The organism is Streptomyces sp. DH10, assembly GCF_029813805.1.
Classification (GTDB): domain Bacteria; phylum Actinomycetota; class Actinomycetes; order Streptomycetales; family Streptomycetaceae; genus Streptomyces; species Streptomyces coeruleofuscus.
The window spans coordinates 29090-55425 of sequence record NZ_JARVKU010000002.1 but is presented as its reverse complement, the minus strand read 5'-3'; the positions used below and the strand labels follow the sequence as shown (position 1 = coordinate 55425).

Below are 26336 nucleotides of genomic sequence, written 5' to 3'. Positions count from 1 at the left end.
GTCGGTGAACTCCGTCAGGCTAGCCCGCCCGGGCCACGACCCACTCCCCGATCCGCCCCAGCAGTGCGTCGCTCGCCGCGTGCTCGGCATGGCCCATGCCCGGCTCCAGCCACAGTTCGCCCTGGTCGGCGGCGGCCGCGGCCAGCATGCGGGGGTGGTCGACGGGGAAGTAGCCGTCGGCGTCGCCGTGCACGATCAGCAGGGGCGTGGGCGCGATCCTCGGCACCGCCTCCACCGGCGAGAGCGGGACCGGGTCCCAGTCCCGGTGGTGGATGCGGGTACGGAACCCGTAGCGGCTCACCACCCGGCCCTCCGGCCGCGTCACCAGCCAGTGCAGCCGGCGCATGGGGGCGGTTCCCCGGTAGTACCAGCGGGCCGGGGCGCTCACCGACACCACCGCGTCGGTCTGCCGCGGGTGCAGCGCCGCGTGCCGCAGCACCACCGAACCCCCCATGGAGAACCCCACCGTCCCCACGCGCGCGTGCCCGAGTTCCCGGGCCCACCGCACCGCCGCCGCCAGGTCGAGCACCTCCAGGTCCCCGACCGTCGACCGCCCGCCGGACGCCCCGTGACCCCGGAAGGAGAACGTGACGACGGCCCCGTACCGGGTGAGGGCCCGCGCCACCCGCCGCACGTGCGGCCGGTCCACGGCACCGGTGAAGCCGTGGGCGACGACGAACACGGGATGATCGGCAGGTGTCCGGGAGACGTCGTATACAACCGCACCCGGGTCGTATACGGCATCGATCGTCACACCGTCGGACGTGCGCAGAAACGTCCGCAATTGCGACCGCACAGGCGTTCCCCGGGTCGTCTCGGAGTGCGGACGAACGGTGGAACGCGCCACATGACCTGCCGGACCAGAGCTCATGTGGGCTATTCTGCTGGGCAGAGGACTCGGGCAGCGTAGCCCCCGGGTCCTTTTGTGCTTTCGGAAGCGTTGTATACGAGGCGGGAAACCGCAGGTGTACGGGGCCTTCGGGATCGCAGAGCCAAGTGCTGTACCAACAGACGTCCTCGCAGGGACCGAGGAGGAACCAGACGTATGAGTTCTCTGCTGCTCCTGACCAACGCCCTCCAGCCGTCGACGGAGGTGCTCCCCGCCCTCGGCCTGCTCCTGCACAACGTGCGGGTGGCCCCCGCGGAGGGCCCCGCCCTCGTCGACACCCCCGGCGCCGACGTCATCCTCGTCGACGGCCGCCGCGACCTGCCGCAGGTCCGCAGCCTGTGTCAGCTGCTCCGTTCGACCGGCCCCGGCTGCCCGCTCGTCCTCGTCGTCACGGAGGGCGGTCTCGCGGCCGTCACCGCCGACTGGGGCATCGACGACGTCCTGCTCGACACCGCCGGCCCCGCCGAGGTCGAGGCCCGGCTGCGGCTGGCCATGGGCCGGCAGCAGATCGTCAGCGACGACTCCCCCATGGAGATCCGCAACGGCGACCTGTCGGTCGACGAGGCGACGTACTCCGCCAAGCTCAAGGGCCGCGTCCTCGACCTCACCTTCAAGGAGTTCGAGCTCCTGAAGTACCTCGCGCAGCACCCCGGCCGCGTCTTCACGCGCGCCCAGCTGCTCCAGGAGGTCTGGGGCTACGACTACTTCGGCGGCACCCGCACGGTCGACGTGCACGTACGGCGGCTGCGCGCCAAGCTCGGTCCCGAGCACGAGTCGCTGATCGGCACCGTCCGGAACGTCGGTTATCGATTCGTTACGCCGGAGAAGGTGGAGCGCGCCGCCGAGGAGGCGAAGGCCAAGGCGGCCAGGGGAAACCCGGACAACGAGGACGAGTCGGCCGCTTTGGACGCCAACGAGGCGCGTACCAAGGCGTAATGAGGCGTATGGCGGTGCCCGCCTGGGCATCGCTTTCCGCACGGAGCACGCGGGCGGGCGCCGGACGGCGGTCGGAATATCGTACGGAAGTACGGAAGCTCCCTTACGCCCTGCCCAGAGCGGGTATATCCGCGTAGACTCCGCGCGTGGCCAAGGTGACTCGGGATGATGTGGCGCGGCTGGCAGGGACTTCCACTGCCGTGGTCAGTTATGTCATCAACAACGGACCCCGGCCGGTCGCCCCGGCCACGCGCGAGCGTGTCCTCGCCGCGATCAAGGAGCTGGGGTACCGGCCGGACCGGGTCGCGCAGGCGATGGCGTCCCGGCGTACGGACCTCATAGGCCTGATCATCCCGGACGCCCGCCAGCCCTTCTTCGGGGAGATGGCGCACGCGGTCGAGCAGGCCGCGTCCGAGCGCGGAAAGATGGTGCTCGTCGGCAACACGGACTACGTGGGCGAGCGCGAGGTCCACTACCTGCGCGCCTTCCTGGGGATGCGGGTCTCGGGCCTGATCCTCGTCAGCCACGCGCTCAACGACCTCGCCGCCGCCGAGATCGAGGCGTGGGACGCCCGGGTCGTGCTGCTGCACGAGCGGCCCGAGGCCATCGACGACGTCGCCGTCGTCACGGACGACCTCGGCGGCGCCGAGCTCGCCGTGCGGCACCTGCTGGAGCACGGCTACGAGTACGTCGCCTGTATGGGCGGCATAGCCGAGACCCCGGCCGTCGGCGACCCGGTCTCCGACCACGTCGAGGGCTGGCGGCGCGCGATGGACGAGGCCGGGATCTCCACGGAGGGCCGCCTCTTCGAGGCCCTCTACAACCGCTACGACGCCTACCAGGCCGCCCTGAAGATCCTCTCCGGTCCCGAGCGCCCGCCCGCGATCTTCTGCTCCACCGACGACCAGGCGATCGGCCTGCTGCGGGCCGCGCGCGAACTGCGCATCGACGTGCCCGGCGAGCTGGCGGTGGCCGGCTTCGACGACATCAAGGAAGCGGCGCTGACCGATCCGCCGCTGACGACGATCGCCTCGGACCGTTCGGCGATGGCGCGTGCGGCGGTGGACCTCGTCCTGGACGACGGAGTGCGCGTGGCGGGGGCCCGGCGGGAGCGGCTGAAGGTGTTCCCGTCGCGGCTGGTGGTACGGCACTCCTGCGGCTGCGCGCAGAACCCGTCAGACAGGCCCTGACACCCCTCCCGGGGCGCCTTTATATCGGGCATACGAGGTTCTGTCGGGCTTCTCAGGGAGGACTCAGGAAGCTCTCATGGTCGGGCTCCAAGCTCTGAGACATGACCGAGAGCTTCCACCGCAGTGGCGAGTACGAGAACCCTTACGAGGGTCAGCAGCAGGCCCCGGTGAACCCCGAGTGGCCGCCTCCGCCGGGGTACACCCCGGCACCCGCTCCGAAGAAGCGCAACCGTGGCACCGTCGCCCTGCTCGCCGCCGTGGCGATCGTCGCCGCGGCGATCGGCGGCGGCACCGCCTACGGCATACAGGAGCTGGCGGGCAACGACACCGTCGCCTCCAGCTCCACCAGCACCAATGTGGTGCCGTCCAGCCAGAAGGGCACGGTCGCCGGGGTCGCCAAGGCGGTCAGCCCCAGCATCGTCGAGATCAGCGCCGACTCCAACGCCGGTTCCTCCACCGGCTCCGGCGTGATCATCACCAGCGACGGCGAGATCGTCACCAACAACCACGTCGTCTCCGGCGCCTCGCAGATCAAGGTGACGACCAACGACGGCAAGTCGTACTCCGCCAAGGTCGTCGGCACCGACAGCAAGAAGGACCTGGCACTGATCAAGCTGGAGAACGCCTCCGGCCTGAAGGCGGCCACGCTCGGCGACTCCTCCGGGTTGCAGATCGGCGACCAGGTCGTGGCCATCGGCTCCCCCGAGGGCCTGTCCGGCACGGTCACCAGCGGCATCATCTCCGCCCTCGACCGTGACGTCACCGTCCCGACCGACGAGGACCAGGGCCAGCAGCAGTCCCCGCAGGACGACGGGTGGCCGTTCGAGTTCGGCGGGCGGCAGTTCAACGGCGACACCGGCTCGGACACCACGACGTACAAGGCGCTCCAGACCGACGCGTCCCTCAACCCGGGCAACTCCGGCGGCGCGCTGATCGACATGAACGGCAACATCATCGGGATCAACTCCGCGATGTACTCGCCGGCGGGCGCCGCCTCCTCGTCCTCCGACGCGGGCAGTGTCGGCCTGGGCTTCGCCATCCCGGTCAACACCGTCAAGGCCGACCTCGCCAAGCTGCGGGCCGGCGCCACCGACTGAGTCCTTTCCGAGGAGGAGTACGGCGATGATCCAGCAGGTTCCGCACACGATGCCGGGGGCCGACCCTGCGGGGGTCGCGCTGGCACTGGCGGTGGCGTCCGAACTGCACGCACCGGCAGCGGCGTCGGCATCCGCATCGGCATCGGCGACGCGAGCGCCCGAGGTGGCGGCGACCGAGGTCCGGCCCGCGCGCAAGGGTGCCGCCCGCCGGGCCGCCGCGGCCCGTCGCCGCAAGGTACGAGGCTGAGCCGGGGGCCGAGCTGCGGCTGATCCGCGCTGATCGGCAGCTGCCCCCGCAGCTGACCGGGGCTGATCCTTCCCCCGGCCCGCTCCGCCGACGTGCGAGGCTGAGAGCGTCAGCGACACCCCGTCCCGCCCCACCACACCACACCCGAGGACCCCGACCCATGAGCCCCGCAGACGGCGACCGTGACCCCCAGCGCATCCTGATCGTCGACGACGAGCCGGCGGTACGCGAAGCACTCCAGCGCAGCCTCGCCTTCGAGGGATACGGGACCGAAGTCGCCGTGGACGGCGCCGACGCGCTGGAGAAGGCCGCGGCGTACCGGCCCGACCTGGTCGTGCTCGACATCCAGATGCCCCGCATGGACGGCCTGACGGCGGCGCGCCGCATCCGCTCCACCGGCGACACGACCCCCATCCTGATGCTGACCGCCCGTGACACCGTCGGCGACCGGGTCACGGGACTGGACGCCGGGGCCGACGACTACCTGGTCAAGCCCTTCGAACTGGACGAACTCTTCGCCCGCATCCGCGCCCTGCTGCGCCGCAGCTCCTACGCGGCGGCCGTCGGCGCGGGCTCTCCGGACGACGAGGACGTCCTCGCCTTCGCCGACCTGCGCATGGACCTCGCGACGCGCGAGGTCACCCGGGGCGGCCGCCCGGTGGAGCTGACCCGCACGGAGTTCACCCTGCTGGAGATGTTCATGGCGCACCCGCGCCAGGTCCTCACCCGGGAGCAGATCCTGAAGGCGGTCTGGGGCTTCGACTTCGAGCCGTCGTCGAACTCCCTGGACGTCTACGTCATGTACCTGCGCCGCAAGACCGAGGCCGCTGGCGAGCCGCGCCTCGTCCACACGGTGCGCGGTGTGGGCTATGTGTTGCGGCAGGGCGGCGCGGAGTGAACAAGGTCGTACGCCGGTTCCGCTCCCTGCCGATCCGGTCCCGGCTGGCGCTGCTGGTGGCGGCGGCGGTGGCGTTCGCGGTGGCGGCGGTTTCGGTGACGTGCTGGTTCATCGTGCAGGGCCAGTTGTACGACCAGGTGGACGGTGACCTGAAGTCGGCGTCCCGGACGCTTCAGGCGGACGACTTCGAGGCGTTGACGAAGACGTGTCCCCAGACACCCTCGGACACGCTGGGAGGGGGGCCGCGTCCCAAGACCTACGCCCAGGTGGTCGACGCCGACGGCAAGGTGTGCCTCTTCAGCAATTCCATGGCGCCGGTGAAGGTCACGAGCAGCGACAAGGAGGTGGCCAGGAACCCGGATCCCACCACCATCACGCTGCGCAGCGGCACCGACAGCGAGGGCAACCCGGTACGCGTCCTGACCACTGCGGTCGTCGTCAAGAACGGGCCCTTCCCGCAGGGCGTGGCCGCCGACTACGCCCTCGTCATCGCCATCCCCCTCAAGGGAACCGAGTCCACCCTCAACGAGCTGGCCCTGATTCTCTTGCTGGTCTCCGGGATCGGGGTGGTGGGCGCCGGCGCGGCCGGCCTCGCGGTCGCACGGGCGGGTCTGCGGCCCGTCGACAAGCTCACGGAAGCCGTCGAGCACGTGGCGCGTACAGAGGACCTGGACATCCGCATCCCGGTCGACGACGCCGACGAGGACGAGGTGGCCCGCCTCTCCCGTTCCTTCAACTCGATGACCTCGGCCCTGGCCAGCTCCCGGGACCTCCAGCAGCAGCTCATCGCGGACGCCGGCCACGAGCTGCGCACGCCGCTCACCTCCCTCCGCACGAACATCGAACTCCTCACCCGCAGCGAGGAGACCGGCCGCCCCATCCCCGAGGCCGACCGCAAGGCGCTCCTCGCGTCGGTGAAGGCACAGATGACGGAACTGGCCGCGCTCATCGGCGATCTCCAGGAACTGTCCCGGCCGGACACGGGCCAGCACTCGGTCCGGACGCAGATCGTCGCCTGGCACGACATCGTCGACTCGGCGCTGCGGCGGGCGCGGCTGCGCGGCCCGGAGCTGACGATCACGGCGGACGTCCAGCCGTGGTTCGTGCGCGCCGAGCCGTCCGCACTGGAGCGGGCGGTGGTCAACATCCTCGACAACGCGGTGAAGTTCAGCCCGGAGGGCGGCACGATCGAGGTGCGCCTGTCCGAGGGTGCCCTGACGGTCCGCGACCACGGCCCGGGCATCCCCGACGACGAACTCCCCCACGTCTTCGACCGCTTCTGGCGCTCACCGAGCGCGCGGGCGCTGCCCGGCTCGGGCCTGGGCCTGTCGATCGTGGCACGCACGGTGCAGCAGGCGGGCGGCGAGGTGTCGCTGTCCCATGGCGAGGGCGGCGGCACGGTGGCGACCGTACGACTGCCGGGGGCGGCCGTGCCCCCGCCGGACAGTCCGGCCTTCGCCGCCGAATAGCACGAGCAGGTCAGCCCGCTCGGCGGGGCACAGCCGGAACCAGCGCCGTCACGTCTCCGTGCGGTACATCAGATCCACCTCGTGCGTCACGAACCCCAGCCGCTCGTACACCGACACCGCCGCCTTGTTGTCGGCGTCGACGTACAGCATCGCGGTCGGCACCCCCTGGTCCGCCAGGTGCCGCAGGCCGATCGTCGTGAGGGACTTGCCGAGGCCGCCGCCCTGGGCGCCGGGGGCGACGCCGAGGACGTAGACCTCGCCCAGGCCCTCCTCGGCGTGGACCTTGGTCCAGTGGAAGCCGATGAGTTCGTCGTCGCGGAAGGCGAGGAAGAACCCCGCGGGGTCGAACCACGGCTCGGCCTTGCGGTCGTCGAGGTCCCGCTGGGTGAGGGAGCCCTGCTCGGGGTGGTGGGCGAAGGCGGCGGCGTTGACGGCGAGCCAGGCCGCGTCGTCCTGGCCGGGGACGAAGGTGCGGACGGTGACGCCCTCGGGGAGCACCGGCTCGGGTGCGTCGAAGCCGGTCAAGGGGCGGCGCATCTGGCGCAGTTCGCGGAACAGGGTCAGGCCGAGGACCTGCGCGAGGTGCCGGGCGGCGGAGTGACCGCCGTGCGCCCACACCCGCAGCCGCTTGCCGGACGCGGCCAGCAGCGCGGAGCCCAGCGCCCGCCCGTGCCCGTGGCCCCGGTGCCCGGGGTGCACGACCAGTTCGGCGGCCGGCGGCTCCACCGGGTCGGTGTCCTCCAGTTGGGCGTACCCGACGAGTTCGCCGTCGACGGTGAGCAGCAGATGGGCGACGCCCTCTCGTTCGCCGCCGCGCAGCTGCAACCGGCCCTGTTCGGAGACCGCCTGCTGTCCGTCGGTGCCGGCGGCGTCGGCGAGCAGGGCGAGGACGGCCTCGGTCTGCTCCGGGGGGAGCGCGGCATATGTGTCGATCGAGCGGGTGCGTCCGGGCCGTGCGGTGTCGTCGCTGGTCATGCGTACGAGGGTACGGGGGACTGCCGGTAAATCGGCGGCAAGAAGCAACCAGGATGTGACCCGAAAGCTCTGTCGCGCTACGCGCGTTGACTCTAGGCTGCGCCGGACGACATCACTGTCCCAGCAGAACCACAGGGGGGCGTATGCCAGCCACTTCACCGGCACCGGCGCACCAGGAGCGCCACAGACGCCGCAGGAACCGTCTCGTCGCTCTCGCCGCCGGTGTCGCCACCGTCGGCGCGCTGGCCGCGGCGACGGTGCCCGGGTCGGCGTCGGCCGGCGAGAACCACGGCGGGGGCGGCCACTGGCCGGGCCGCTACCAGGACGTCCAGCTGCTGTCGTTCAACGACCTGCACGGCAACCTGGAGCCGCCCACCGGCTCCTCCGGCCGGGTCACCGAACACCAGCACGACGGCACGACGAAGACCATCGACGCGGGCGGTGTCGAATACCTCGCCACCCATCTGCGCCAGGCCCGCGAGGGCGAGAAGTACTCCATCACCGCGGCCGGCGGCGACATGGTGGGCGCCTCCCCGCTGATCTCCGGCCTCTTCCACGACGAGCCCACCATCGAGGCGCTGAACAAGCTCGACCTCGACGTCACCTCCGTCGGCAACCACGAGTTCGACGAGGGCGCCAAGGAACTGGCCCGCCTCCAGAACGGCGGCTGCCACCCCAAGGACGGCTGCTACACGGACCAGAAGTTCCAGGGTGCCGACTTCCCCTACCTGGCCGCCAACGTCCTCGACGAGAAGACGAAGAAGCCGATCCTCAAGCCGTACTGGGTGTGGAAGAAGAAGGACGTCAAGGTCGGCTTCATCGGCGTGACCCTGGAGGGCACCCCGGACATCGTCTCCGCCGAGGGCGTCAAGGGCCTGTCCTTCAAGGACGAGGTCGAGACGATCAACAAGTACGCCAAGGTGCTCCAGAGGCAGGGCGTGAAGTCGATCGTCGCGCTCATCCACGAGGGCGGTTTCCCGGCGTCGACGTCGTACAACTACGACTGTGACGCCCCGGGCGCCGGTGACGGCATATCCGGCCCGATCGTCGACATCGCCAAGAACATCACGCCGCAGGTGGACGCGCTGGTCACCGGCCACACCCACAACGCGTACGTGTGCACGATCGACGACCCGGCGGGCAAGCCCCGCATGGTCACCTCGGCCGCGTCCTTCGGCCGCCTCTACACCGACACCACGCTGACGTACGACCGGCGGACCGGCGACATCGCCCGTACGGCCGTGAAGTCCGCGAACCACGTGGTCACCCGGGACGTCCCCAAGGCGCCCGACATGACCGAGCTGATCAGCAAGTGGAACACCCTGGCGGCGCCCATCGGCAACCGCGCGATCGGCCACGTCTCCGGCGACATCGGCAACACGGGCACCGAGTCCCCGCTCGGCGACCTCATCGCCGACGCCCAGCTCGCCCACGGCAAGCAGCTCGACCCGGAGACGGACCTGGCGCTGATGAACCCGGGCGGCATCCGGGCACCGCTGACGTACGCGGCCAAGGCCGGTGAGGGCGACGGCGTGGTGACGTACGCCGAGGGCTTCACGGTCCAGCCGTTCGCCAACACCGTGAACCTCCAGGACTTCACGGGCGCCCAGCTCATCCAGGTGCTCAAGGAGCAGGTGACCGGCCCGAACGCGGCGGCGCCGAAGGTCCTCCAGGTGTCGTCCGGTCTCACCTACACGCTGGACCTCACCAAGTCCGGCGTCGACCGCGTGGTCACCGACTCGATCAAGCTGAACGGCGCGGCCATCGACCCGGCGGCCACCTACCGCGTCGCGACGAACAGCTTCCTCGCGGGCGGCGGCGACGGCTTCCCCACGCTCGGCCAGGGCACGAACGACGTCGTCGGCGCCGACGACCTGACCGCGCTGGAGCAGTACCTCACGGCCAACTCCTCGGCCACGAACCCGATCGCCCCGCCGAAGGCGGACCGTATCGCGATCGTGAAGTAAATCGCATACAGGGGATTCAAGTTGCGGCCAGGGGCGGTGCGCATGGTCGGATGAGACGATGCGCACCCCCCACCGCATGGACATGCAAGACCTGCCCCACGACCGCATCGAGCACCCCCACGCCCCCTCCGAGCAGGCCCGCAACACGTACGAGCAGCCCCGCAACCCCTACGAGGAACTCGCCGCACTCGACGACGGCCCGCTGGAGGAGACCCCTCTGGAGGACTTCCTCGGCGAGGACGCCGAGCGGCGGGACGAGCCGGAACCTCAGTGGTCGCCGCCCGACCACCGCCGTGGCGGCCGGCGTCGGCGGAATCGTTTCGCCGGGCTGCCGCTCGCGATGAAGGCGGTGGTCGCGCTGGTCGTACTCGCCGCCTTCGTCGCCCTCGGCGACCGCTGGGCCGTGCTGTACGCCGAGCACCGGGCCGCCGACACGCTCAAGGACCGGCTCGACCTCGCGGCGGCGCCCGAAGTGGAGATCGGCGGATTCCCCTTCCTCACCCAACTCGCCGACAAGCGGCTGGAGTCGGTGAAGGTGACCGTCCCGGACGTCGCCGCCGACCGGGTCTCCCTGGCGAGGGTGTCGGCCACGGCGCACGACATCCGGCTGGACGCCGACGGCCTCACGTCCGTGCGCGGCGCCCACGTCCCCCGGTTCGACGGGGACGTCCTGCTGTCCTTCGAGGACCTCAACCGCGAACTGGGCGCCTCCCAGGTGACGTTCACCGGTGAGGGCCGCGACCGCGTCCGGGCCCGCGGCACCCTGCCCGTCGCCGGACACGACCTGCGGCTGCGCGCCGAGGCGCGGATCCAGCGGCAGGGCGAGCGGGGCATCGCCACGGAGATCGGCGGCATGCGGCTCGACATCGGGGACCTGGCGACCTACCGCCCCGGCACCCGCCCCGCCGAGGGCCTGCACCTGACGCCCAAGGGGAGCGCCGACCTCTCCCGTCAGACCCGCAAGGCCAAGGCGCTGCTCTCGGTCCCGGCCATCGTGCAGCGGATGGGCGTGCCCGAGGCGACCGTGCGCGAGGCCCTCGCCGACGACGGCAAGCTCGCCGAGCTGACCGGCTCCCCGAAGTTCGCCCGCCAGGCAGAACGTCTCAACCTCATCGACCTGGCCCTGGACAATCCCGAGGTGCTCCGCCGCCTCGGCCTCGACCCCAACCTCCTCGACGAGTTGTCCGGCCTGACCCGTCCGGTCCTGGCCGACCGGCTGGCGCTGGCGTTCGAACTGCCGAAGCCGGAGCAGGGGGACGTACGGCTGGACGACGTGCGGGTGGAGGAGGACGGCATCCGGGTGCGGGTGTCGGGCTCGGGGCTGACCGTGGGTTCGTAGCCCCGCACGTCAGAGCCACACGCGTCGGCAACCTGCATTCCTGATGAGATTTGGTGTGCAGATGTGTTGACCTCTGTTCGAGTTCTCTTCTAGTTTGCGGGAGCCAACGAGCCGCCGATCTGCATGCGAGTTCCGCGGACGCAACTGCTCAGAAGGGGACGTCGTGTCACTGAAGACTCACCGGGGGACAGCCGGTCTGGGGGCGCTGCTCGCCTGCGCCACGGCATTCGGCGGGGCCCTGGCCTCCCCCGCAGCCGCCTCCCCCACCGCCCCGCCGCCCGTCAGCGACTTCAAGGGCGTCAACTGGGCCGACCCGCGCGACAACTACGCCGACGACGCGGTCGTGCCCTCGGGCCTGTCCACCTCCGACGGCTACGCCACGACCTACGCCAAGTCCAGGGCGATCATCGGCGGTTTCTCCAAGCTGGGCGCCAACACCGTCCGCCTGCCGGTGAACCCGACCTCCGTGAACGGCCCGTTCTGGAAGTCGTACCGGGGCGCGATCGACGCCGCCACCGCCAAGGGCTTCAAGGTCATCCTGGGCTACTGGGAGGCCGACAACGCCAAGGACGGCAAGATCGACAACCAGGCCTCCTGGGACCAGATGTGGGCGCGGATCTCCTCCGCCTACGCCCGCAACTCCAAGGTGTACTTCGAGCCGATGAACGAGCCGTTCGGCTACACCGCCCAGGAGTGGACCGACATCGCCGCGAAGTGGGTGACCACCCACCGCAACGTGCCCCGCGACCGGATGCTGATAGGCGGCTACAAGTACAGCGAGGACGTCAAGCCGGTCTGCGCCGACCCGCGCCTCAAGGGCACCCGGATCGCCCTGCACAACTACGGCTTCTGGCACACCGACTGGACCAGCGTCGACCAGTGGAAGCAGGACTTCAAGGCGCGCATCGGCGACTGCGCCTCGCGCACGATCCTCGACGAGTTCGGCGCGTCGATGACGACCGGCCTGGACTACAACGGCCCGGTCAACGGCTCCAACGAGGTCGCGTACATCCAGGCCGCGACCGACACCATCCGGGAGCTGGGCCTGGGCTCGGTCTACTGGCCCGGTCTGCGCAACGGTGACACCTACTCGCTCACCACGCTCCAGGGCACGGGCACGAACCTCAGCCTGACGGTGAACAACCAGAGCGGTTTGGACCGGCTGCACTACGCCTGGAAGCAGTAGGCATGGTGGCCCTTCCGGGTCCGGCGCCGCTCGTCAGCCGGACCCGGAAGGGAGCCGTCAGGACGCCGAAGGCGTCCAGCCCGCGAGCCAGTCCGCGACCTCCTGGTTCGCGGCCTGCGCGTCGGTCAGGTGAGGACGGTTGGAACTCGCCGAACCCGCCCCCGCACCGGTGTTCTTGTACTCGGCGAAGCGATCGTCCTTCCAGGAGAAGCCGCTCATGTCGGTCCACGGCGTGGACCTGATCGCGGCACTCAGGCTGGTGTTGCGGACCGTGGTCTGCGGGTCGAGCGAGGCGTCACCGCCCGCGTGCCAGGGCCGCCCGAGGTAGAAGCTGCCGGCCGACACATCGCCGTTCACGGTCGAGTTGGCGATCAGGATGCCCTTGCGGTTCGCGGCGGTGCTCGGGGCGGTGACGTAGCCGGCCGAGGTGCCGTCCCAGCGCTTCTTCAGCGTGATGACGGACCTGTCGACGACGGCCGTGGCCCGGCCGAAGATGAAGTCGACGTTGCCGATGACGTAGGAGTTGCTGACGTAGACCCTGCCCAGCCGGTCCTTCGCGGCGGTGTCGAGCAGCAGCGTGTCCTGGTCGCCGCTGACGATGATCCCGTCCAGGAACACCTTGTCGGCGGCGGTCCGCAGGGCGACGGCCTGATGCCCGCTGAGCTGCTGGTTCGCCTTCTCGTCGAAGTCGTTGGAGATGGTGAGGTTGCGCGCCTGGAAGTCGTCGGCCTCGACGGCGACGGTGGCGCTGCCGCCCGTGCCGTAGGTGCCACCGCCGGGCTTCGGCGTACCGGAGGCGTTGTTGTAGACGATCGTCGTGTCCTTGCGGCTGCCGCCCGTGCCCTGGATGGTGACGTGCGGCTTGTTGGACGGCACCTTGACGAGTTCCCGGTACGTCCCCGGCTTGACGGCGATCACGACGCGCGACGGGTTGTTCGCCGGTACGGCGTTCACGGCCGCCTGCACGGTCGTGTACTGCCCGCTGCCGTCCTTGGCCACGGTGAGGGTCGTCGCGGCGGCGGCCTTGGTGGAGGCGGCGGCGGTCGTACCGATGGAAGCGCGGGGCCCGGCACCGGACTTGAGGATCGACGGGAGGTCGGCTGCCTTGTCGAGAGTGTAGGGGTAGTAGGCCTTCGGATCGAAGGCGGTCCCGCCGCTCTCGTTGCGCCCGCTCGTGCCGGAGAAGGAGTTCCCGCGCTGGACGATGGCGGCGCCGCTGTCCTTGATGACGGGGTTCTTGACGCCTTGGAAGAGGGAGTTCTCCAGGACCATCTTGGTGGCGCCGCGCGAGTAGTTGCCGTACGACGACTTGATGTCGGTGCCCGGGGCGTCCTCGAGGAAGTTGTTGTAGAGGTGGGCGTGCGCGGCGTTGTCGGTGGACGGGTTGCGCTGCTCGGTCTCGCGGATCCAGTTGTGGTGGATCGTGATGTCCGTCTTGACGTTCTCGGTCCAGCCGATGCCGAAGGTCTTGTTGTTGTCGCTCAGTTTGTTCCAGGAGACGGTGACGTTCGTGCTGTCCTTGCGGACGTCGATGAGCCCGTCGGCCATGTGCCGCAGATCGTTGTGATCGATCCAGACGTGATGCGCGCCGTCCATCTGGATCGCGTCGAAGTCGTGGTCCTTGTCGTTCCAGACGCCCTGGTACGAGTCCCGGATGGTCAGGTTTCGGATGATCACGTTGTGCACGCCCTGGCCGAGGAAGAACCCACCGCCGACGATGTGCCCGGAGGTACCGGACCCGACGATGGTCTTGTCGGACTGCACCTTGATCTCTTTGCCGACCGGGTTCATGTTGATGGTGCCGGCGACGACGATGACGTACGGCTCGGCGGCCGTGGCGTACTTCTCCAGGTCGGCCTGCGTCTTCACGGTGACGGTCTTGCCGTCCCGGCCGCCGTACGTCCCGTTCTGGCCGAGGGAGTTGACGGAGGCGAACCCGTCGGCGGTGTCGGCGGCCCAGGCGGCGGCGGCGGAGGCCTGCTGGGCGGTGGAGCCGAGGACGCCGAGGTCGGTGCCGTAGGCGAGGGTGCCGGCGGCGGTCAGGGCCAGCGGCACACCGACCGCCAGGGCCGTGCGGCTTCTGCGGTGCCGGGGCTTGCTGTGCGGCTCACTCATGCGGCGAATCCGTTCCGTGCGGGGGGATGATCCGGGGGTGGGTCGCCGCCCCGCACGGAAAGGTTGCCGCGCCGTGCGTATGTCCTTACTGCGTATGTCTCTTACTTCACACAGGAGTTGGGGTCGAGCTTCTCCTCGATCTTGTCCTCGCGGCCGTCGGGCTGGCCGTTGGGGAGGAGCTTGTCGGAGATGCCGTCGATGTAGTACCCGTGGGAGTAGATGGTCTGGTATCCCCGGTCACGCCAGCTGTGCACGGTGTGGTCGCCGTCGCCCTTGTTCCACTCGTAGTCCTCGACGTGGAAGACGGGGTTCACACGCACCACGCGCTGGTACGGCGTCCAGGTGACGGCGACCTGCCGGCAGGGCGGAATGGTCTTCTCGCTCCGGGTCTCGAACTTGGACTCCTTCTCCCAGCCCCACTCGTAGCCGGCGCTGCCGCCGACGGTGCCGGAGAAGATGCTCTTGGCGAGGGAGAGGCTGATGGTCCCGCCGACGCTCTTCTTGGCGAACGTCTTGGTGCTGTAGCTGCTGACGAAGGTCTCCTTGTCGTCGGCGGAGCCCTGGTTGCCGATCCACCGGGACGTGCGGACGGTGTCGCCCTTGATGGACCAGGTCGAGGCCTCGGCGTACCCGCACCAGCCGCGGAACAGCTCCCACGGCCCGGCGGGCTTCCACAGCCCGAAGACGTCCCGGAGGTATTCGTCCTGGGTCTTGAACTCACCGGTCTCGACGTTGAGGGCGCCGTAGACGCCCGTCAGGCTCGTCTCCTGGTTGCAGAGCCGCTCGATCATCCGGTCGGTGTCACCGGGGTCGACGCCCCGGATGTTGGTCGCCCCGGCGGGCCCGGCCGTCGCGGTCCCCGCGCCGGCCAGCAGACCGGATACGGCGAGGGCGGTGGTAGCGGCAACGACGCCGTGTTTCCTGAGAGTTGACTTACGAATGAGACGCATGGGGGGTCGCTCACTCCTGTGGGGTTCTGTTACGGCGGTGAAGATGCCAGAACGGGCGCAGGAGTTTGCAGTACTGGTGAGTATGACAGGACATCGACAGGTGACCGGGCTTCATATCCGGCTTTATCGGCCTCCTGCTTTATCGGCCGTCGCCCTCACGGCTACGACTGACCGCGACACGTAACACGTCCCCCAGGGACTCCACCGCCCTTGCCAGTGCGAAGCGCACGGCGCGTTCACCGGCCTTGGGGTCCCCGAGTACGGCCTTGGAGCCCGCGAGGACCTGCTCGGCGGAGGCGAGTTGAGCGGCCTCGACGTCGTCGGCGAGCCGTGAGAGGAGGCTGTCGGGGTTGTCGGTGGAGAGGTAACAGGGCTTGCCGTCGGCGCCGGTCCAGGGGAGCAGTCTCATGCGAAGACCTCCACGGTGTGGAGGTACGGCCGTACGAGGGGGGTGTCCATCACGAGGGGCTCTTCCGCGGTGAGGGGCCGGGGTGTGGATGTCGGCGGGGAGGGGGGAATGGCCGACGGCCATCGGGCCGGCGTCGCCCGGTGACGCCCTCGGGCGGGCAGCAGGATCCGCACGAGGAGGAGCAGGACCGACTCGCAGAGTTCAGCGATGCGCAGGCGCACGGAAGCGTCCCTTCTCAGGGCAGGCGACAGGGGTGTGACGAGCGGTGATTACCGTTCGTGCCTTCATCGTCACTGGTCGCACGTACGCTGCGGAAGGGGCCAGGTGTTGCCTGGCGCTCCAGGCAACGGTGAGGGGTGACGTGGAGCAAGTTGTTGACGGGGAGCGGGAATCGGGGCGAGCTGCACTCGGCCGGACACTGAGGTTCCTGCGCGAGCAGGCGGGCAAGTCGCTCGGGCAATTGGCCGAGGACACCGGGTACGACAAGAGCTACTTGAGCCGCTTGGAGAAGGGGGAGCGGCTCTCCAAGCGGGCGGTCATGGAGGACCTGGACAGCTACTACGGATCCGGTGACCTGCTGGTTCGTGAGTGGCGGGACGCGCGCCGCGAAGTGATCAAGGACAAGTACAAGGCGTTCATGGACCTTGAGGCCACGGCCCAGATCATGTGGATGTTCCAGCTGCGCGTGCCGGGTCTCTTGCAGACCGAGGACTACGCCCGAGCGGTGTTGTCAGGGTTGTCTGGCGCTCAGACAACAGCAGGCAACAGCGAGGAAGTCGAGGAACAGGTGGCGGCGCGGATGGGGCGGCAGGAGTTGCTCCATCGTCAGTCGGCACCGAGCGTGCGCGTGATTCTGGACGAGGGGGCGGTACGCCGACCTGTTCCCGACCCGAAGGTCTGGGCCGACCAGTTGTCCTACCTGGTGGATGCCGCGGAGCTGCCGAATGTCGCAATCCAGGTGCTGCCTTACACGGCCGGTGTGCACGACCTTATGAACAGCGACCTCATCCTGTTGTGGCAGCGCGTCGGGGATCCCGTCGCCTACGTGGAGGGCAACGGAATCGGGCAGTTGATCGACGATCCGGACAGGGTTCTGTCCTACCGCTTGTCCTACGATCTCGTCAGGGATGCGGCGCTGAGCCCGGCGGAGTCGACGGCGTTCATCAAGCGCCTACTGGAGGAGTGCAGACCATGAACCGAACCCCTGACCTCACCACCGCGGCGTGGCGCAAGTCTTCCTACAGCGACGGAGGCGCCTCGAACTGCCTCGAAGTCTCCGACAACCACCCCGGCACAGTCCCCGTCCGTGACAGCAAGCAGCCGCACGGCCCAATACTCGTGTTCGGCGCGAGCCCCTGGGTGTCGTTCCTTGCTGCCGTAAAGGGCGAGAGCGCGGTTCACACCCGCGGGGGAACCTGCTGAGCAACAGCCCGGCATGGGTTGTGGTGCGGCTATGGTGGAGCTATGGCAGAGAACACAACCATCCAGGTGTCCCGGCAGGCCCGTGATCATCTCGCTCAGGTCGCCAAGGAACGGGGCGTGACCTTGGGGCAACTCGTCGATCAGCTGGCCGCTCAGCAGCTGACCGCCGAACAGATCGCTGAACGGGTCGACGCCACTCGGAAGGTGTTGCGTGAGCGGATGGGCTGCACTCTGACCGACGAGGAGTTCGACCAGGGTCCGAACGTGCTGGCCAACGTGTACGCGATGGCCGCCGAGAAGATGCACACCCAGCGGGGCAACGCAGCGTGATCATTCTGGACACGAGCGCGGTTGTCGCGCTCACCCAAGGGCACCGAGCGCTCCACCACCTCGCCGACAACGTCGCTCACACGCCCGGAGACTGGCTTCACATTCCGGCGCTGTGTCTGATGCAGGCGGAGTCGATGGAGAAGGGGACGGCCGGTGATGTGATCGCGCTCCCCGGGGTCCTGGTCGACCCGTTCCATCAGACGGCAGCGGCGACGGTCGGCGCGATGATCCGGGACGGCTGGGGCGGGCCTGATGTTTGCCACACCCTTTACGTCGCGACACCGCATATCGAAACCGGCGGTATGTCGATCATCTTGACCGGACGAGAGGCCGACTATCCCCCCGGCATCCTGACCGTCGACATCCACTCACCGGGCATGCTCGGCTTCCACTGAACCCCGTCACGCCATCTCCGCCCACGCCGGTTTCCAGACCTCCCCCTCGGTCAACCGGGGGCGCGTCGCCAGCAAGTGTTCGCGCAGGGCCGCAAGGCCCGGATGCGGATTGTCCGTGCGCCAGAGGAGGGAGTGCGGGTAGACCGGGGTCGGGTCGCACACGGGGACCAGGCGCAGGTCGTGGTCGGCCGGCCAGACGAGCGGGGTTCGTTCGCTGAGGAAGGTCGCCAGGGTTGCGGAGCCCGCGATGGTGTCGAGGAGGGCCTCGATGCCGAAGTTGGGGCCGATCGTGTCGATGGTCGGGCCGAAGGTCTCGGCGAGTTCGTCGTAGTAGGCCGACCACTCCGTGCCGGGCGCGTTGCCCGGCATCCAGATCCTCTGCCCGGCCAGTTGCGCGGGTGTCACCGAGGCGGCTCGGGCGAACTCGTGGCCGGGGCCGACGCACAGGCGCAGCGGCTCGTCCAGGACGGAGACGGCCTCGATGCCGTCGGGGAGCCGGCGCCCGGGCATGGTGACGGCACGGAATGTGGCGTCGACGGCCCCGTCCCGCACGGCGGTCACCGCCGTATCCGCGTCGAAGAGCGTGACGACGTCCAGCGGGATCTCGGGATGCGCCCGGTGGAAGTCCCGTACCAGCCCCGCAGTGGCGGCCCGGCGACCCAGGACGTCCACCCGTAGCGCGCGCTCCCCGGGGCGCACGGCTGCCACCGCCCGCTCCTCCGCCTGGAGCAGGGCCCGGGCGTGCGGCAGGAGCACCTGCCCGTCGATGGTGAGTTCCGCGCCGCGCGGCGTGCGCACCAGCAGCCGCACCCCCAGGTCCTTCTCCAGCGCGGCGATCCGCTTGGAGACCGCCTGCTGGGTGAGCGACAGGTCCACGGCGGCCTTCTGGAACTGCCCGGCATCGGCGATCGCGACGAAGGCCCGTACGGCTTTGAGGTCCACGGCGACAGCCTTCCATCTCATGGACCGAGTACGCGGTGCAGGCCCGGCGCGATGTCCGGGGCGCCGATCAAGCCGTAGCCGAAGACGAAGCCCGGGCGTGCGGAGCGGTTCGCGGCGACCTCGGCCAGGGTGTAGACCGCCACGCCGGACCCCCGAGCCCGGCGGGCACGGTCCGCGAGCGCCTCGGGGTCGGCGAGGCGGCCGCGGGTGAACGTGGTCACGTGCAGGCCCGCGGCGGACGGCACCAGCTCGGACAGGTCCGCGAACTGGTCGGTGAGCGCGCGGGTGACGGCTTGGTGCCTGGTCGCGTACGTGTGCTGCATCCGGCGGATGTGCCGGGCGAGCGACCCGTCGTCGACGAAGCGGGCGAGCGCCGCCTGCGTGGGGACCGCCGTGTGCCAGTCGGCGGTGTACTTGGCGGTGCGCAGTGCTGTGCGCAGCGGGGCGGGCGCCACCAGGAAGCCAACGCGCAGGGAGGGCAGCATCACCTTGGAGAACGACCCCACGTAGATGACGTGTCCGTCCCGGTCCAGACCGTGCAGCGTCTCGACCGGCCGCCCGCCGAACCGGAATTCGCTGTCGTAGTCGTCCTCGATCACTGCCGCGCCGTGCCGCCGCGCCCACCGCAGCAGCGCCGTTCTGCGCCGCAGGGACATCGGCATCCCGAGCGGGAACTGGTGGGCGGGGGTGACGTACACGGCGCGGGTGTCCGGCGGGATGGCGTCCACCAGCAGACCCTCGGCGTCCACCGGTACGCCCGTGACCTCGGCGCCCTGCGCCAGGAACGGCAGCCTGGCCGGTGGGTAGCCGGGCTCTTCGACGGCCACCCGGTCGCCCGGTTCGAGCAGCACCCGCCCGATGAGGTCCAGGGCCTGCTGCGTGCCGGTGGTCACCAGCACGTCGTCCGGACCGGTCCGCACGCCGCGCGAGAGTCCGATGTGCCGGGCGAGTGCGGCCCGCAGCCCGGCGTGGCCGGCCGGATCGCCGTACCCGGCCGTCCCGGCCGCCGAAAGGCGCAGTTCCCGGGCGATCAGGGGACGCCAGGCGTCGTACGGGAAGAGCCGGGCATCCGGCAGGCCGACCCGGAAGTCGTGGGCCGCCGTGGTCGGTCCCGTGGTCTCCGGGGCCGCCCATGGGGACAGGCCCGCCCACAGCGCGCGGGGGCGCAGCCCCGAGGCGGTGGTGCCGGTGGCGGTCGCGGCCCCGTGCGTGGGCAGGCCGGTCGTCCCCACATAGGTCCCGGAGCCGACCCTGCTGTCCGCGTAGCCCTCGGCGACGAGCCGTTCGTAGGCGACGCCGACGGTGTTGCGGGCCACCGCGAGGCGGCGGGCCAGCTCCCGGGTCGGGGGCAGCGGGTCGCCGGGCCGCAGCAGCCCGTCGTGGATCGCGGAGCGCAGCCGGCGGTAGATCTGGCCGGACAGGTCACGCCGCCCGTCGAGCCTGATGTGCACGTCCATCCCGGCTCACCGCTCCTTCGGCTCGGCCGCTGATGTCTCCCTGAACGGCAATTGGCTCAATCAGTTGGCAGGTTATTGGCTCTGGGGCTGAACCGCTGCGTGAAATTACGCTCCAGCCATGGACATACGACGACTTGACCACCAGGCGCTGTTACTGACCGGGGAGATGGTCTCCCGGGTGAAGACCGACCAGTTGAGGCTGGCGACGCCGTGCGCGGACTGGACCCTGTACGGCCTGCTTCGCCATCTCGTCTGCCAGAACGAGGGGTTCGCCGCCTCCGCCCGCGGCGCGGGCGAGCCGTGGGCCGTATGGCGCGACGGCGACCTCGGTGACGAACCGGCCGCGGCGTACGAGGCGTCGGCGGACGAGGTCACCGCGGCGTTCGCGGAGGACGACGTGCTGGAGCGGCGGTTCGCTCTGCCCGAAGTGGGCGAGGGTTTCGCTGTCCCCGGACGGATTGCCATCGGCTTCCACCTGCTCGACTACGTGGTGCACGCCTGGGACATCGCGGTGACCATCGGCGCCCCGTGGGAGCCCGGCGCCGAACTCACCGCCGCCGCGCTGCGCGTCGCCGCCCTGGTCCCGGACGAGGGCCGCGGAGCCGGTGCCGCGTTCCGCCGGCGGATCGCCGTCCCCGACGACGCCCCGCCGGGCGAGAGGCTGCTCGCCCTGCTCGGCCGCGATCCGTCCTGGACGCCGGCACCGTGCTGAGCAGCCGCTGGTGCCAGGGGCCGGCCGGGGACCGGCTCGGCGATCGCGCCGCGGCGAGTGGCGTCGGCAGCGGCACCGGCACCGGCACCGGCACCGGCAGGCTCGGTCGTCCGAGCGGCCCGCTGATCGTCGGCGTCACCGACTTCACCAGCGACGCATACCGAGACCTGCCCGGCATCGCTCGTCGCGGCTTCGCGCTGCGGCGTTGCTGGCCGCAGCTCGACGGGGCCGTCGGCATGTGGTTGTGGGTCATGCCCTCGGCCCGGCGCTGCGGATCGGTCTCGGTGTGGACCGGGCGGCGGGCCCTGGCGGAGTTCGTACGCCTGCCGGAGCATGTCGCGATCATGAACGAGTACCGCCGGCGAGGCACGATCAGGTCGGTGATCCTGGAGTACGAGAGCCTCGACGCGGCGCGCCTCCGGCGGGACGCGGAGGCCTGGCTGATGTCGGACGACCACCGCCGTGCCGTGCGGGAGACGCCACGGCGGATGACCTGACCACGGCTCATCAGCTCAGGGGCCGGGATCGGGAGGCGCCTGCGCCACCCGCCGGCCACAAGCCGCCTGCCCCTCGCCGCAACGGCTCCACCGCCCCCAGCGCCCCCACCAGCACCGCCCCGGCCAGCAGCACCGCCCACCTGTCGTGCGCCGCCGCCCACCGCTCGTCCTCCACCGGCACGAACAGCGCCCACCCCTTGGGCCAGAGCACCATGGCCAGTACCGCCGAGGTCAGCAGGCCGGCCGCGACCCGGGGGCCGGGCCGCGTGACCTCGGTGAAGCGCACCGCGACCGCCGCACCGGCCACCGCCAGGGCGAACGCCGCCCCGGCCTCCAGCGTGACGTCGGCGACCGGCGGCCGTAGGTCCGGCGGCACGAGCAGCAGTGCCGCGGTCCACCAGGCCGCCGTGGCGGGGACGACGAGGGCCACCCGCAGCGCGACGCGGACCGGGCGCGGGGTCGGCACGGTGGCGGTGGTGTGCCGGGCGGGGTCGTCCAGGAGGAAGACCAGGCCCATCGCGAAGGCCAGGACCGCGGCCCGCAGCAGGTGCAGGGAGAGCCGTTCGCCCGTCTCCCCGGTGATCCGGGTGAGCGCGGCGAGCAGCAGTCCCGCCCCGCCGGCCGCGCCGACCACGCCCCAGGGCAGGGTCCGGCCGGCCATGACGACCAACTCCCCGCTCAGTCGAGGCACTTGTCGTCCCCCTCGGGTGCCTTCACGCCCAGCAGCGCCGCCGCCCGGGCCGCCGTCACCTTCGGCTCGGTCAGTTCGGCCCAGTGGGACTTCACGCGGGCGGTGACCTCACCGCGGGGCCGGTCCAGCAGTTCGCGCAGGACCTCGGTCTGGGCGTCCGTCATGTACATACCGTCGGTCGGCTGGAGCACCAAGGACGAGCCGGTCACGCTGTCTTCGAGGCGGACTCGGCGCAGGGCCGCCACCGGGTCGGACTCCCAGCCCAGGGCCAGCCACATGACGGTGACCATGCGGCCGTCGCACATCGAGGTGGACGCCTTCTCGTTCCCCGCGACCAGCACGCCGGCCACGGCCGCCGAGAACTCGGGGACGCGGTTTCCGCCCCACCGGGTGCCCACGGTCACCTCGTGCGAACGCTCCAGGGGCGTCAGCGCACCATCGCCGGAGAGCCCGTAACGGGCCTCGATCCGCTGCCGTACGACGACCTTCTGCTCATGGGCGCTTCCCCCGGCCAGGGACCGCACCCGGTCCACGACCCCGGCCCAGTCCGCGACCCGCGGTCCCCACTCGGGGAACAGGCAGTACGTCGACCCGTCCCGCCGGACGCAGGACTGCACCAGTTCCGGGTTCACTGTGGCCCGCTCCCGGGCCTTGACCAGCTCGGGCGAGTCGCCGCCGACCTGGGCGACTCCGCCCACCAGCGTCATGGCCACCGCCCCGGCGACCCCGGCCATCACCACCGGCTTGCGGCCACCGGCGGCCAGCACGGCCACCAGGCCCGCGCACAGCGCCAGCCCGGCCAGGTACAGCGCGTGCCAGACGGCGGGCCGGCCCAGCAGGTCGGACGGCAGCGTGTTGGCGGTCGGCTCGACGACCACCGGCATGAGCCACCGGCTCCAGCCGTCGCTCGTGCCCGTACTGAAGAGGGTCAGGAACAGGAAGAACACCACCGTCAGCGGGCCTGCGAGAGCCGACCTCACCAGCCCGGCCATGAGCAGTCCGACCAGCCCGGACAGCAACACGATCAGCGGCCCCACGAGCAGTTCGGCCACCGAACCGTGCCCGATCGCCCCGGGCCTGAGCGCCTCCCGCCCGAACTGCGCGGCCACACACAAGGCGGTGAGCAGGGCCGCGGCCACGACCGACAGCGCATGGGCGACCGTACGCCGCCACGGCTGGAGGACCAGCACCGAGAAGTGGTGCTCCGTCCCGTGCCGTCGCGAGCGCAGCGCGGCGTGGTTGACGGACAGCAGGACCGCGAGGCCGACCAGCATCGGCGCGCCCTGGGTGGCGCGGTCGACGTCCTGGAGGGCCGGGTAGCCGTCCCAGTCCGTCCCGCCGCGCCACACGGTCCAGCCGAGGTACACGAGGAAGGCGATGATCACGGGCGGCCTCGTCAGCAGCCGGCGCGTCTCGAACAGGGCCAAGGCCACCACGGCCGCTCCCGAGGACCCGGGCCGTACATCGGACACGACCGGCCTCTCCACCACCGTCGTCATGCCGTCACCTCCACGGCGTCGCCGTCGAGGGTGAGCAGGTAGCCGTCCTCCAGGGTGGGCTCGACGAGCTCGGCCCCGTCCGGCGGATCCCCCACGTTCCGGAAGGCCCCGGTCCCCGTACGCCACCCCGCCTTGGCGTCCGGATCGCGCTCCGTGCTGCTCCACACCCGCCCGGCGGCCCGCGCCGTCAGCTCGGCCGGAGTGCCTTCGAACCGGACCCGGCCGCCGGCCATAACCAGCACCCGGTGACAGAGCATCGCCACGTCCTCCGTCTGGTGGGTGGACAGCAGCACCGTGCGTCCCTCCCCGGCTCCCGCGATCAGTTCCCGGAACCGCATGCGCTGTTCGGGGTCCAGCCCGACGGTGGGCTCGTCCAGCACCAGGAAGCCGGGGTCCCCGACCAGGGCGGCGCCCAGGGCGACCCGCTGCCGCATGCCGCCGGACAGTTTGCGGATCCGCTTGCCCCGCACGTCGGCGAGTCCGACCTCGTCGAGCACCCGCCGCACCTCGCGGTGCCGGGCGGCCCGGTCGGTCATCTCCTTGAGGATCGCCACGTAGTCGACGAACTCGAAGGCGGTGAAGTCCGGGTGGAACCCAGGCGTCTGCGGCAGATAGCCCAGCCGGCGCCGCACCTCCTGCCTGCCCCGCGCGGTCCCCGGGTCGTGCCCGAGCACGGTGAAGGCGCCCCGGTCGGCGGGCAGGGCCGTGGCCAGGACCCGCAGCAGCGTGGTCTTGCCGGCGCCGTTGGGCCCGAGCAGCCCGGTGACGCCGCGGGTCAGCCGCAGCGACACGTCGTCGAGGGCGTGGGTGCCGCCGTAGCGGAGGCTGAGCCCGGAGGCGGACACGGTCGGAGTCATACGGCACGTCCCTGGAAGAGGTCGAATCGGTCACGGAGGAGGAAGAGCAGACCGGCGGCGAGGGCGGCGACCAGCGCCGCCACGCCCTGCCCGGCGGCGGTGAACGGCGCGAGCGGCGCCTCGCGCCCCGCCCGCAGCGCCTCGGCCAGCACCAGCAGCCCGACCCACGCCCCGCCGGCCAGCGACGGCGCGAGCACCGGCCCCAGCCGGGGCGTCAGTGCCAGCCCGGTCGTGGTGAGCGCGAGCGAGGGCAGCAGCCAGGCCAGCGCGCGCAGTCCGTACTCGGGCAGCGCGAGCGTCGCGAGCCCGTTCAGCCCCAGCACCACGCCCAGCACGGCCACCGTCCGGATCATCAGCAGCCGGAACCCGTGCATCGGCGCGACGACGGCCATCTCGTACGTCGGATCCAGCGCGGGCCCGTACGACAGCGCCACGCCCGCCAGCGGCAGCAGCGGCGCGAGAGCGAGGAACAGCGTGGGGAACTCCCCGCTGTGCGCGACATGCCCCGCCCCGACGCTCAGCAGCAGCACGAGGACGACGGCCCCCAGCCACGACCGCCGCAGCACCGGCGCCGCCGCCAGCAGCCGTGCGGTGTGCCCGGCCACCCCGGCCCGCACCAGCAGCGACTCCAGCAGCCCCACCCGGGGCGCGTCGAGCTCGGCGTCGAGCCGCTCCCACCCCTCGTCGAGCGCGACCGGGTCACTCACCTCGGCGAGCACGCCCCGGCACGCGGCACAGGCGCCCAGGTGCGCGTCGGCCGACCACAGGGCCGGTGCCGCCAGCTCGCCGCGCGCGTAAGCGCGCAGATCCTCTTCAGGCACGTGCCAGCTCATGCCAACGCCTCCCGCAACTGCTTGCGGGCACGCATCGCCCGCGTCTTGACCGTCCCCGGCGGAATCCCCAGCAGCACGGCGGCCTCCCGGGTCGTCAGGCCGTCGATGACGGTCGCCTGCAACACCGCACGCAGCTCCGGCGACAGCCGGACCAGCGCGCCGGCGAGGTCCCCGTGCTCCACACCCGCGAGCACGCGCTCCTCCGCCGACACCTCGTCCCGGTGCCGCAGCCGCGCCAGCGCCTGCCGCAGCCGCCCGCGCGCCCCGTCACCGCGCAGCGCGTCCACCAGCCGCCGCGACCCGATGCGCCACAGCCACCCGGCCACATCGCCCTCCTCCCGGTAGCGGGCCTTGCCCCGCCACACCGCGAGGAACGTCTCCTGCACGACGTCGTCGACGACGCCCAGGTCGGCGCACCGGCCCCGCAGCCGGGCGCGGAGCCACGGCGCGTACCGCCGGTACAGCTCCTCGAAGGCACGCCGGTCGGCGTCCGCGGCAACGGCCCGCAGCAGCTCCCCGTCGCTTCTCATTTCGCTCACGTCTCCTCATCGGACCGCCCGGCTCGAACGGTTCACGAAAGCACCCTTGACTTTCCGGTGACTTTCCGGCTCTCGCCGCCTCCTGGAACGCTTCCGAGCGGCGGACCTCCGGCCGACCGTCACCCGCGTCGCGCGGCGGCATCGAACTGCCCCCTCGGCCTTCCAGGTCTCCTGGAAGACACCCCTGCGGGACGGCGTCGGGGAGACCCCGTGCCGGAGACGACGTCCCGCTCACCCACGCCGAGCTCCACCCCGGATCCCACTTCCGGTCACTCCAGTACGTGGAGTCCGGCATCCTCCCGGCAGTGGCCGCCACGGCGACGGCAGCCGCCTTCGCCCTCCTGGCCCGCCGCCTCCCCTGAACCGGGCCCGCGTCCTTCCAGCGGGAGGGGATGGACGCGCGACCCGCCCTGGGGCGCTCGCGGGAACCGTCCACAACCTGTGGACGGCCGCGCACCTGGCCCGACCGCCCTCTCCCGGACCCCCGCGAGCCGC

The 26336-nt window shown here is 71.1% G+C and carries 27 protein-coding genes; 15 read left to right on the top strand and 12 right to left on the bottom strand.

The genetic code is table 11. The annotated features are described in order from the left end of the window. Window positions 1-19: 19 nt before the first annotated feature. Window positions 20-871 carry an alpha/beta hydrolase gene (locus tag QC385_RS03760; RefSeq protein WP_279539821.1) on the bottom strand — a complete coding sequence of 284 codons (852 nt, stop codon included), beginning with the start codon at window positions 869-871 and terminating at the stop codon, window positions 20-22. A gap of 174 nt (window positions 872-1045) precedes the next feature. On the opposite strand from QC385_RS03760, the gene QC385_RS03755 reads away from it, so the two are divergent. From QC385_RS03755 to QC385_RS03730, 6 genes are all read left to right on the top strand, one after another. Next, a complete protein-coding gene (locus QC385_RS03755; RefSeq protein ID WP_279539820.1) occupies window positions 1046-1825 on the top strand; it encodes a response regulator transcription factor in 780 nt (259 codons plus the stop codon). Between the two features lie 146 nt (window positions 1826-1971). Next, entirely contained in the window at window positions 1972-3015 is a 1044-nt protein-coding gene (locus tag QC385_RS03750; RefSeq protein WP_279539819.1) for a LacI family DNA-binding transcriptional regulator, read from the top strand. A 101-nt stretch (window positions 3016-3116) separates the two neighbouring features. Further along, a complete protein-coding gene (locus QC385_RS03745; protein WP_279539818.1) occupies window positions 3117-4112 on the top strand; it encodes a S1C family serine protease in 996 nt (331 codons plus the stop codon). A 25-nt stretch (window positions 4113-4137) separates the two neighbouring features. Then, a complete protein-coding gene (locus tag QC385_RS03740) occupies window positions 4138-4359 on the top strand; it encodes a hypothetical protein (protein ID WP_279539817.1) in 222 nt (73 codons plus the stop codon). 160 nt (window positions 4360-4519) lie between these two features. Further along, window positions 4520-5257: a response regulator transcription factor gene (locus QC385_RS03735; protein WP_279539816.1), complete on the top strand. Its 738-nt coding sequence runs from the start codon at window positions 4520-4522 to the stop codon at window positions 5255-5257. Then, a complete protein-coding gene (locus QC385_RS03730) occupies window positions 5254-6726 on the top strand; it encodes a sensor histidine kinase (RefSeq protein WP_279539815.1) in 1473 nt (490 codons plus the stop codon). Before QC385_RS03735 ends, QC385_RS03730 begins: the two co-directional genes overlap by 4 nt. 48 nt (window positions 6727-6774) lie before the next feature. Here QC385_RS03730 and mshD read toward each other — a convergent pair whose 3' ends face one another. After that, the gene (gene mshD, locus QC385_RS03725; protein WP_279539814.1) at window positions 6775-7701 is read right to left on the bottom strand and encodes a mycothiol synthase; all 927 of its coding nucleotides are present in this window, start codon (window positions 7699-7701) and stop codon (window positions 6775-6777) included. A gap of 143 nt (window positions 7702-7844) precedes the next feature. On the opposite strand from mshD, the gene QC385_RS03720 reads away from it, so the two are divergent. The 3 genes from QC385_RS03720 to QC385_RS03710 all read left to right on the top strand — a co-directional run bounded on the left by QC385_RS03720 (window position 7845) and on the right by QC385_RS03710 (window position 12193). Continuing rightward, window positions 7845-9668, top strand: a complete 1824-nt coding sequence (locus QC385_RS03720; protein ID WP_279539813.1) for a bifunctional metallophosphatase/5'-nucleotidase — start codon at window positions 7845-7847, stop codon at window positions 9666-9668. 58 nt (window positions 9669-9726) lie between these two features. Beyond that, a complete protein-coding gene (locus QC385_RS03715) occupies window positions 9727-11007 on the top strand; it encodes an LmeA family phospholipid-binding protein (protein WP_279539812.1) in 1281 nt (426 codons plus the stop codon). A gap of 163 nt (window positions 11008-11170) precedes the next feature. Further along, window positions 11171-12193, top strand: coding sequence for a glycoside hydrolase family 5 protein (locus QC385_RS03710; protein ID WP_279539811.1), 1023 nt, complete (start codon window positions 11171-11173; stop codon window positions 12191-12193). 57 nt (window positions 12194-12250) lie between these two features. On the opposite strand, the gene QC385_RS03705 is transcribed toward QC385_RS03710, so the two are convergent. From QC385_RS03705 to QC385_RS03695, 3 genes are all read right to left on the bottom strand, one after another. After that, window positions 12251-14308: a pectinesterase family protein gene (locus tag QC385_RS03705; protein ID WP_279539810.1), complete on the bottom strand. Its 2058-nt coding sequence runs from the start codon at window positions 14306-14308 to the stop codon at window positions 12251-12253. A gap of 101 nt (window positions 14309-14409) precedes the next feature. Beyond that, window positions 14410-15258, bottom strand: a complete 849-nt coding sequence (locus QC385_RS03700) for a hypothetical protein (RefSeq protein WP_279539809.1) — start codon at window positions 15256-15258, stop codon at window positions 14410-14412. Between the two features lie 139 nt (window positions 15259-15397). Then, window positions 15398-15667, bottom strand: a complete 270-nt coding sequence (locus QC385_RS03695; protein WP_279539808.1) for a hypothetical protein — start codon at window positions 15665-15667, stop codon at window positions 15398-15400. Window positions 15668-16028: 361 nt separating this feature from the next. Here QC385_RS03695 and QC385_RS03690 point away from each other — a divergent pair, with 361 nt between their 5' ends. From QC385_RS03690 to QC385_RS03675, 4 genes are read left to right on the top strand one after another with little or no spacing between them, the layout of a single operon-like run. After that, window positions 16029-16862 carry a helix-turn-helix domain-containing protein gene (locus QC385_RS03690; RefSeq protein ID WP_279539807.1) on the top strand — a complete coding sequence of 278 codons (834 nt, stop codon included), beginning with the start codon at window positions 16029-16031 and terminating at the stop codon, window positions 16860-16862. Further along, the gene (locus QC385_RS03685) at window positions 16859-17089 is read left to right on the top strand and encodes a DUF397 domain-containing protein (protein WP_279539806.1); all 231 of its coding nucleotides are present in this window, start codon (window positions 16859-16861) and stop codon (window positions 17087-17089) included. The genes QC385_RS03690 and QC385_RS03685 overlap by 4 nt, the downstream gene beginning before the upstream one ends. A 42-nt stretch (window positions 17090-17131) precedes the next feature. Further along, on the top strand, window positions 17132-17419 hold the full coding sequence (locus QC385_RS03680) for a hypothetical protein (RefSeq protein ID WP_279539805.1): 288 nt from the start codon (window positions 17132-17134) through the stop codon (window positions 17417-17419). Further along, window positions 17416-17814: a hypothetical protein gene (locus QC385_RS03675; RefSeq protein ID WP_279539804.1), complete on the top strand. Its 399-nt coding sequence runs from the start codon at window positions 17416-17418 to the stop codon at window positions 17812-17814. Before QC385_RS03680 ends, QC385_RS03675 begins: the two co-directional genes overlap by 4 nt. Before the next feature lie 6 nt (window positions 17815-17820). Here the strand turns inward: QC385_RS03675 and QC385_RS03670 are convergent, their stop codons facing one another. Then, window positions 17821-18756 (bottom strand): LysR family transcriptional regulator, encoded by a 936-nt coding sequence (locus QC385_RS03670; RefSeq protein WP_279540345.1) that lies wholly within the window; start codon window positions 18754-18756, stop codon window positions 17821-17823. Between the two features lie 17 nt (window positions 18757-18773). Continuing rightward, window positions 18774-20213: a MocR-like pyridoxine biosynthesis transcription factor PdxR gene (gene pdxR / locus QC385_RS03665; RefSeq protein WP_279539803.1), complete on the bottom strand. Its 1440-nt coding sequence runs from the start codon at window positions 20211-20213 to the stop codon at window positions 18774-18776. 118 nt (window positions 20214-20331) lie between these two features. Between pdxR and QC385_RS03660 the strand changes: the two genes are divergently transcribed. Further along, a complete protein-coding gene (locus QC385_RS03660; RefSeq protein ID WP_279539802.1) occupies window positions 20332-20925 on the top strand; it encodes a TIGR03086 family metal-binding protein in 594 nt (197 codons plus the stop codon). Then, window positions 20919-21422 (top strand): hypothetical protein, encoded by a 504-nt coding sequence (locus QC385_RS03655; RefSeq protein ID WP_279539801.1) that lies wholly within the window; start codon window positions 20919-20921, stop codon window positions 21420-21422. The genes QC385_RS03660 and QC385_RS03655 overlap by 7 nt, the downstream gene beginning before the upstream one ends. A gap of 10 nt (window positions 21423-21432) precedes the next feature. On the opposite strand, the gene QC385_RS03650 is transcribed toward QC385_RS03655, so the two are convergent. Genes QC385_RS03650 through QC385_RS03630 form a run of 5 tightly spaced genes read right to left on the bottom strand, consistent with a single transcriptional unit; the run spans window position 21433 to window position 25841 of the window. Then, a complete protein-coding gene (locus QC385_RS03650; RefSeq protein ID WP_279540344.1) occupies window positions 21433-22083 on the bottom strand; it encodes an ABC transporter in 651 nt (216 codons plus the stop codon). Window positions 22084-22100: 17 nt separating this feature from the next. After that, a complete protein-coding gene (locus QC385_RS03645; RefSeq protein ID WP_279539800.1) occupies window positions 22101-23612 on the bottom strand; it encodes an ABC transporter permease in 1512 nt (503 codons plus the stop codon). Beyond that, a complete protein-coding gene (locus QC385_RS03640) occupies window positions 23609-24469 on the bottom strand; it encodes an ABC transporter ATP-binding protein (protein WP_279539799.1) in 861 nt (286 codons plus the stop codon). Before QC385_RS03640 ends, QC385_RS03645 begins: the two co-directional genes overlap by 4 nt. Continuing rightward, complete coding sequence (locus tag QC385_RS03635; RefSeq protein ID WP_279539798.1) at window positions 24466-25302, bottom strand: zf-HC2 domain-containing protein; 837 nt, start codon at window positions 25300-25302, stop codon at window positions 24466-24468. Before QC385_RS03635 ends, QC385_RS03640 begins: the two co-directional genes overlap by 4 nt. Continuing rightward, window positions 25299-25841: an RNA polymerase sigma factor gene (locus QC385_RS03630; RefSeq protein ID WP_279539797.1), complete on the bottom strand. Its 543-nt coding sequence runs from the start codon at window positions 25839-25841 to the stop codon at window positions 25299-25301. The genes QC385_RS03635 and QC385_RS03630 overlap by 4 nt, the downstream gene beginning before the upstream one ends. Between the last annotated feature and the right edge of the window lie 495 nt (window positions 25842-26336).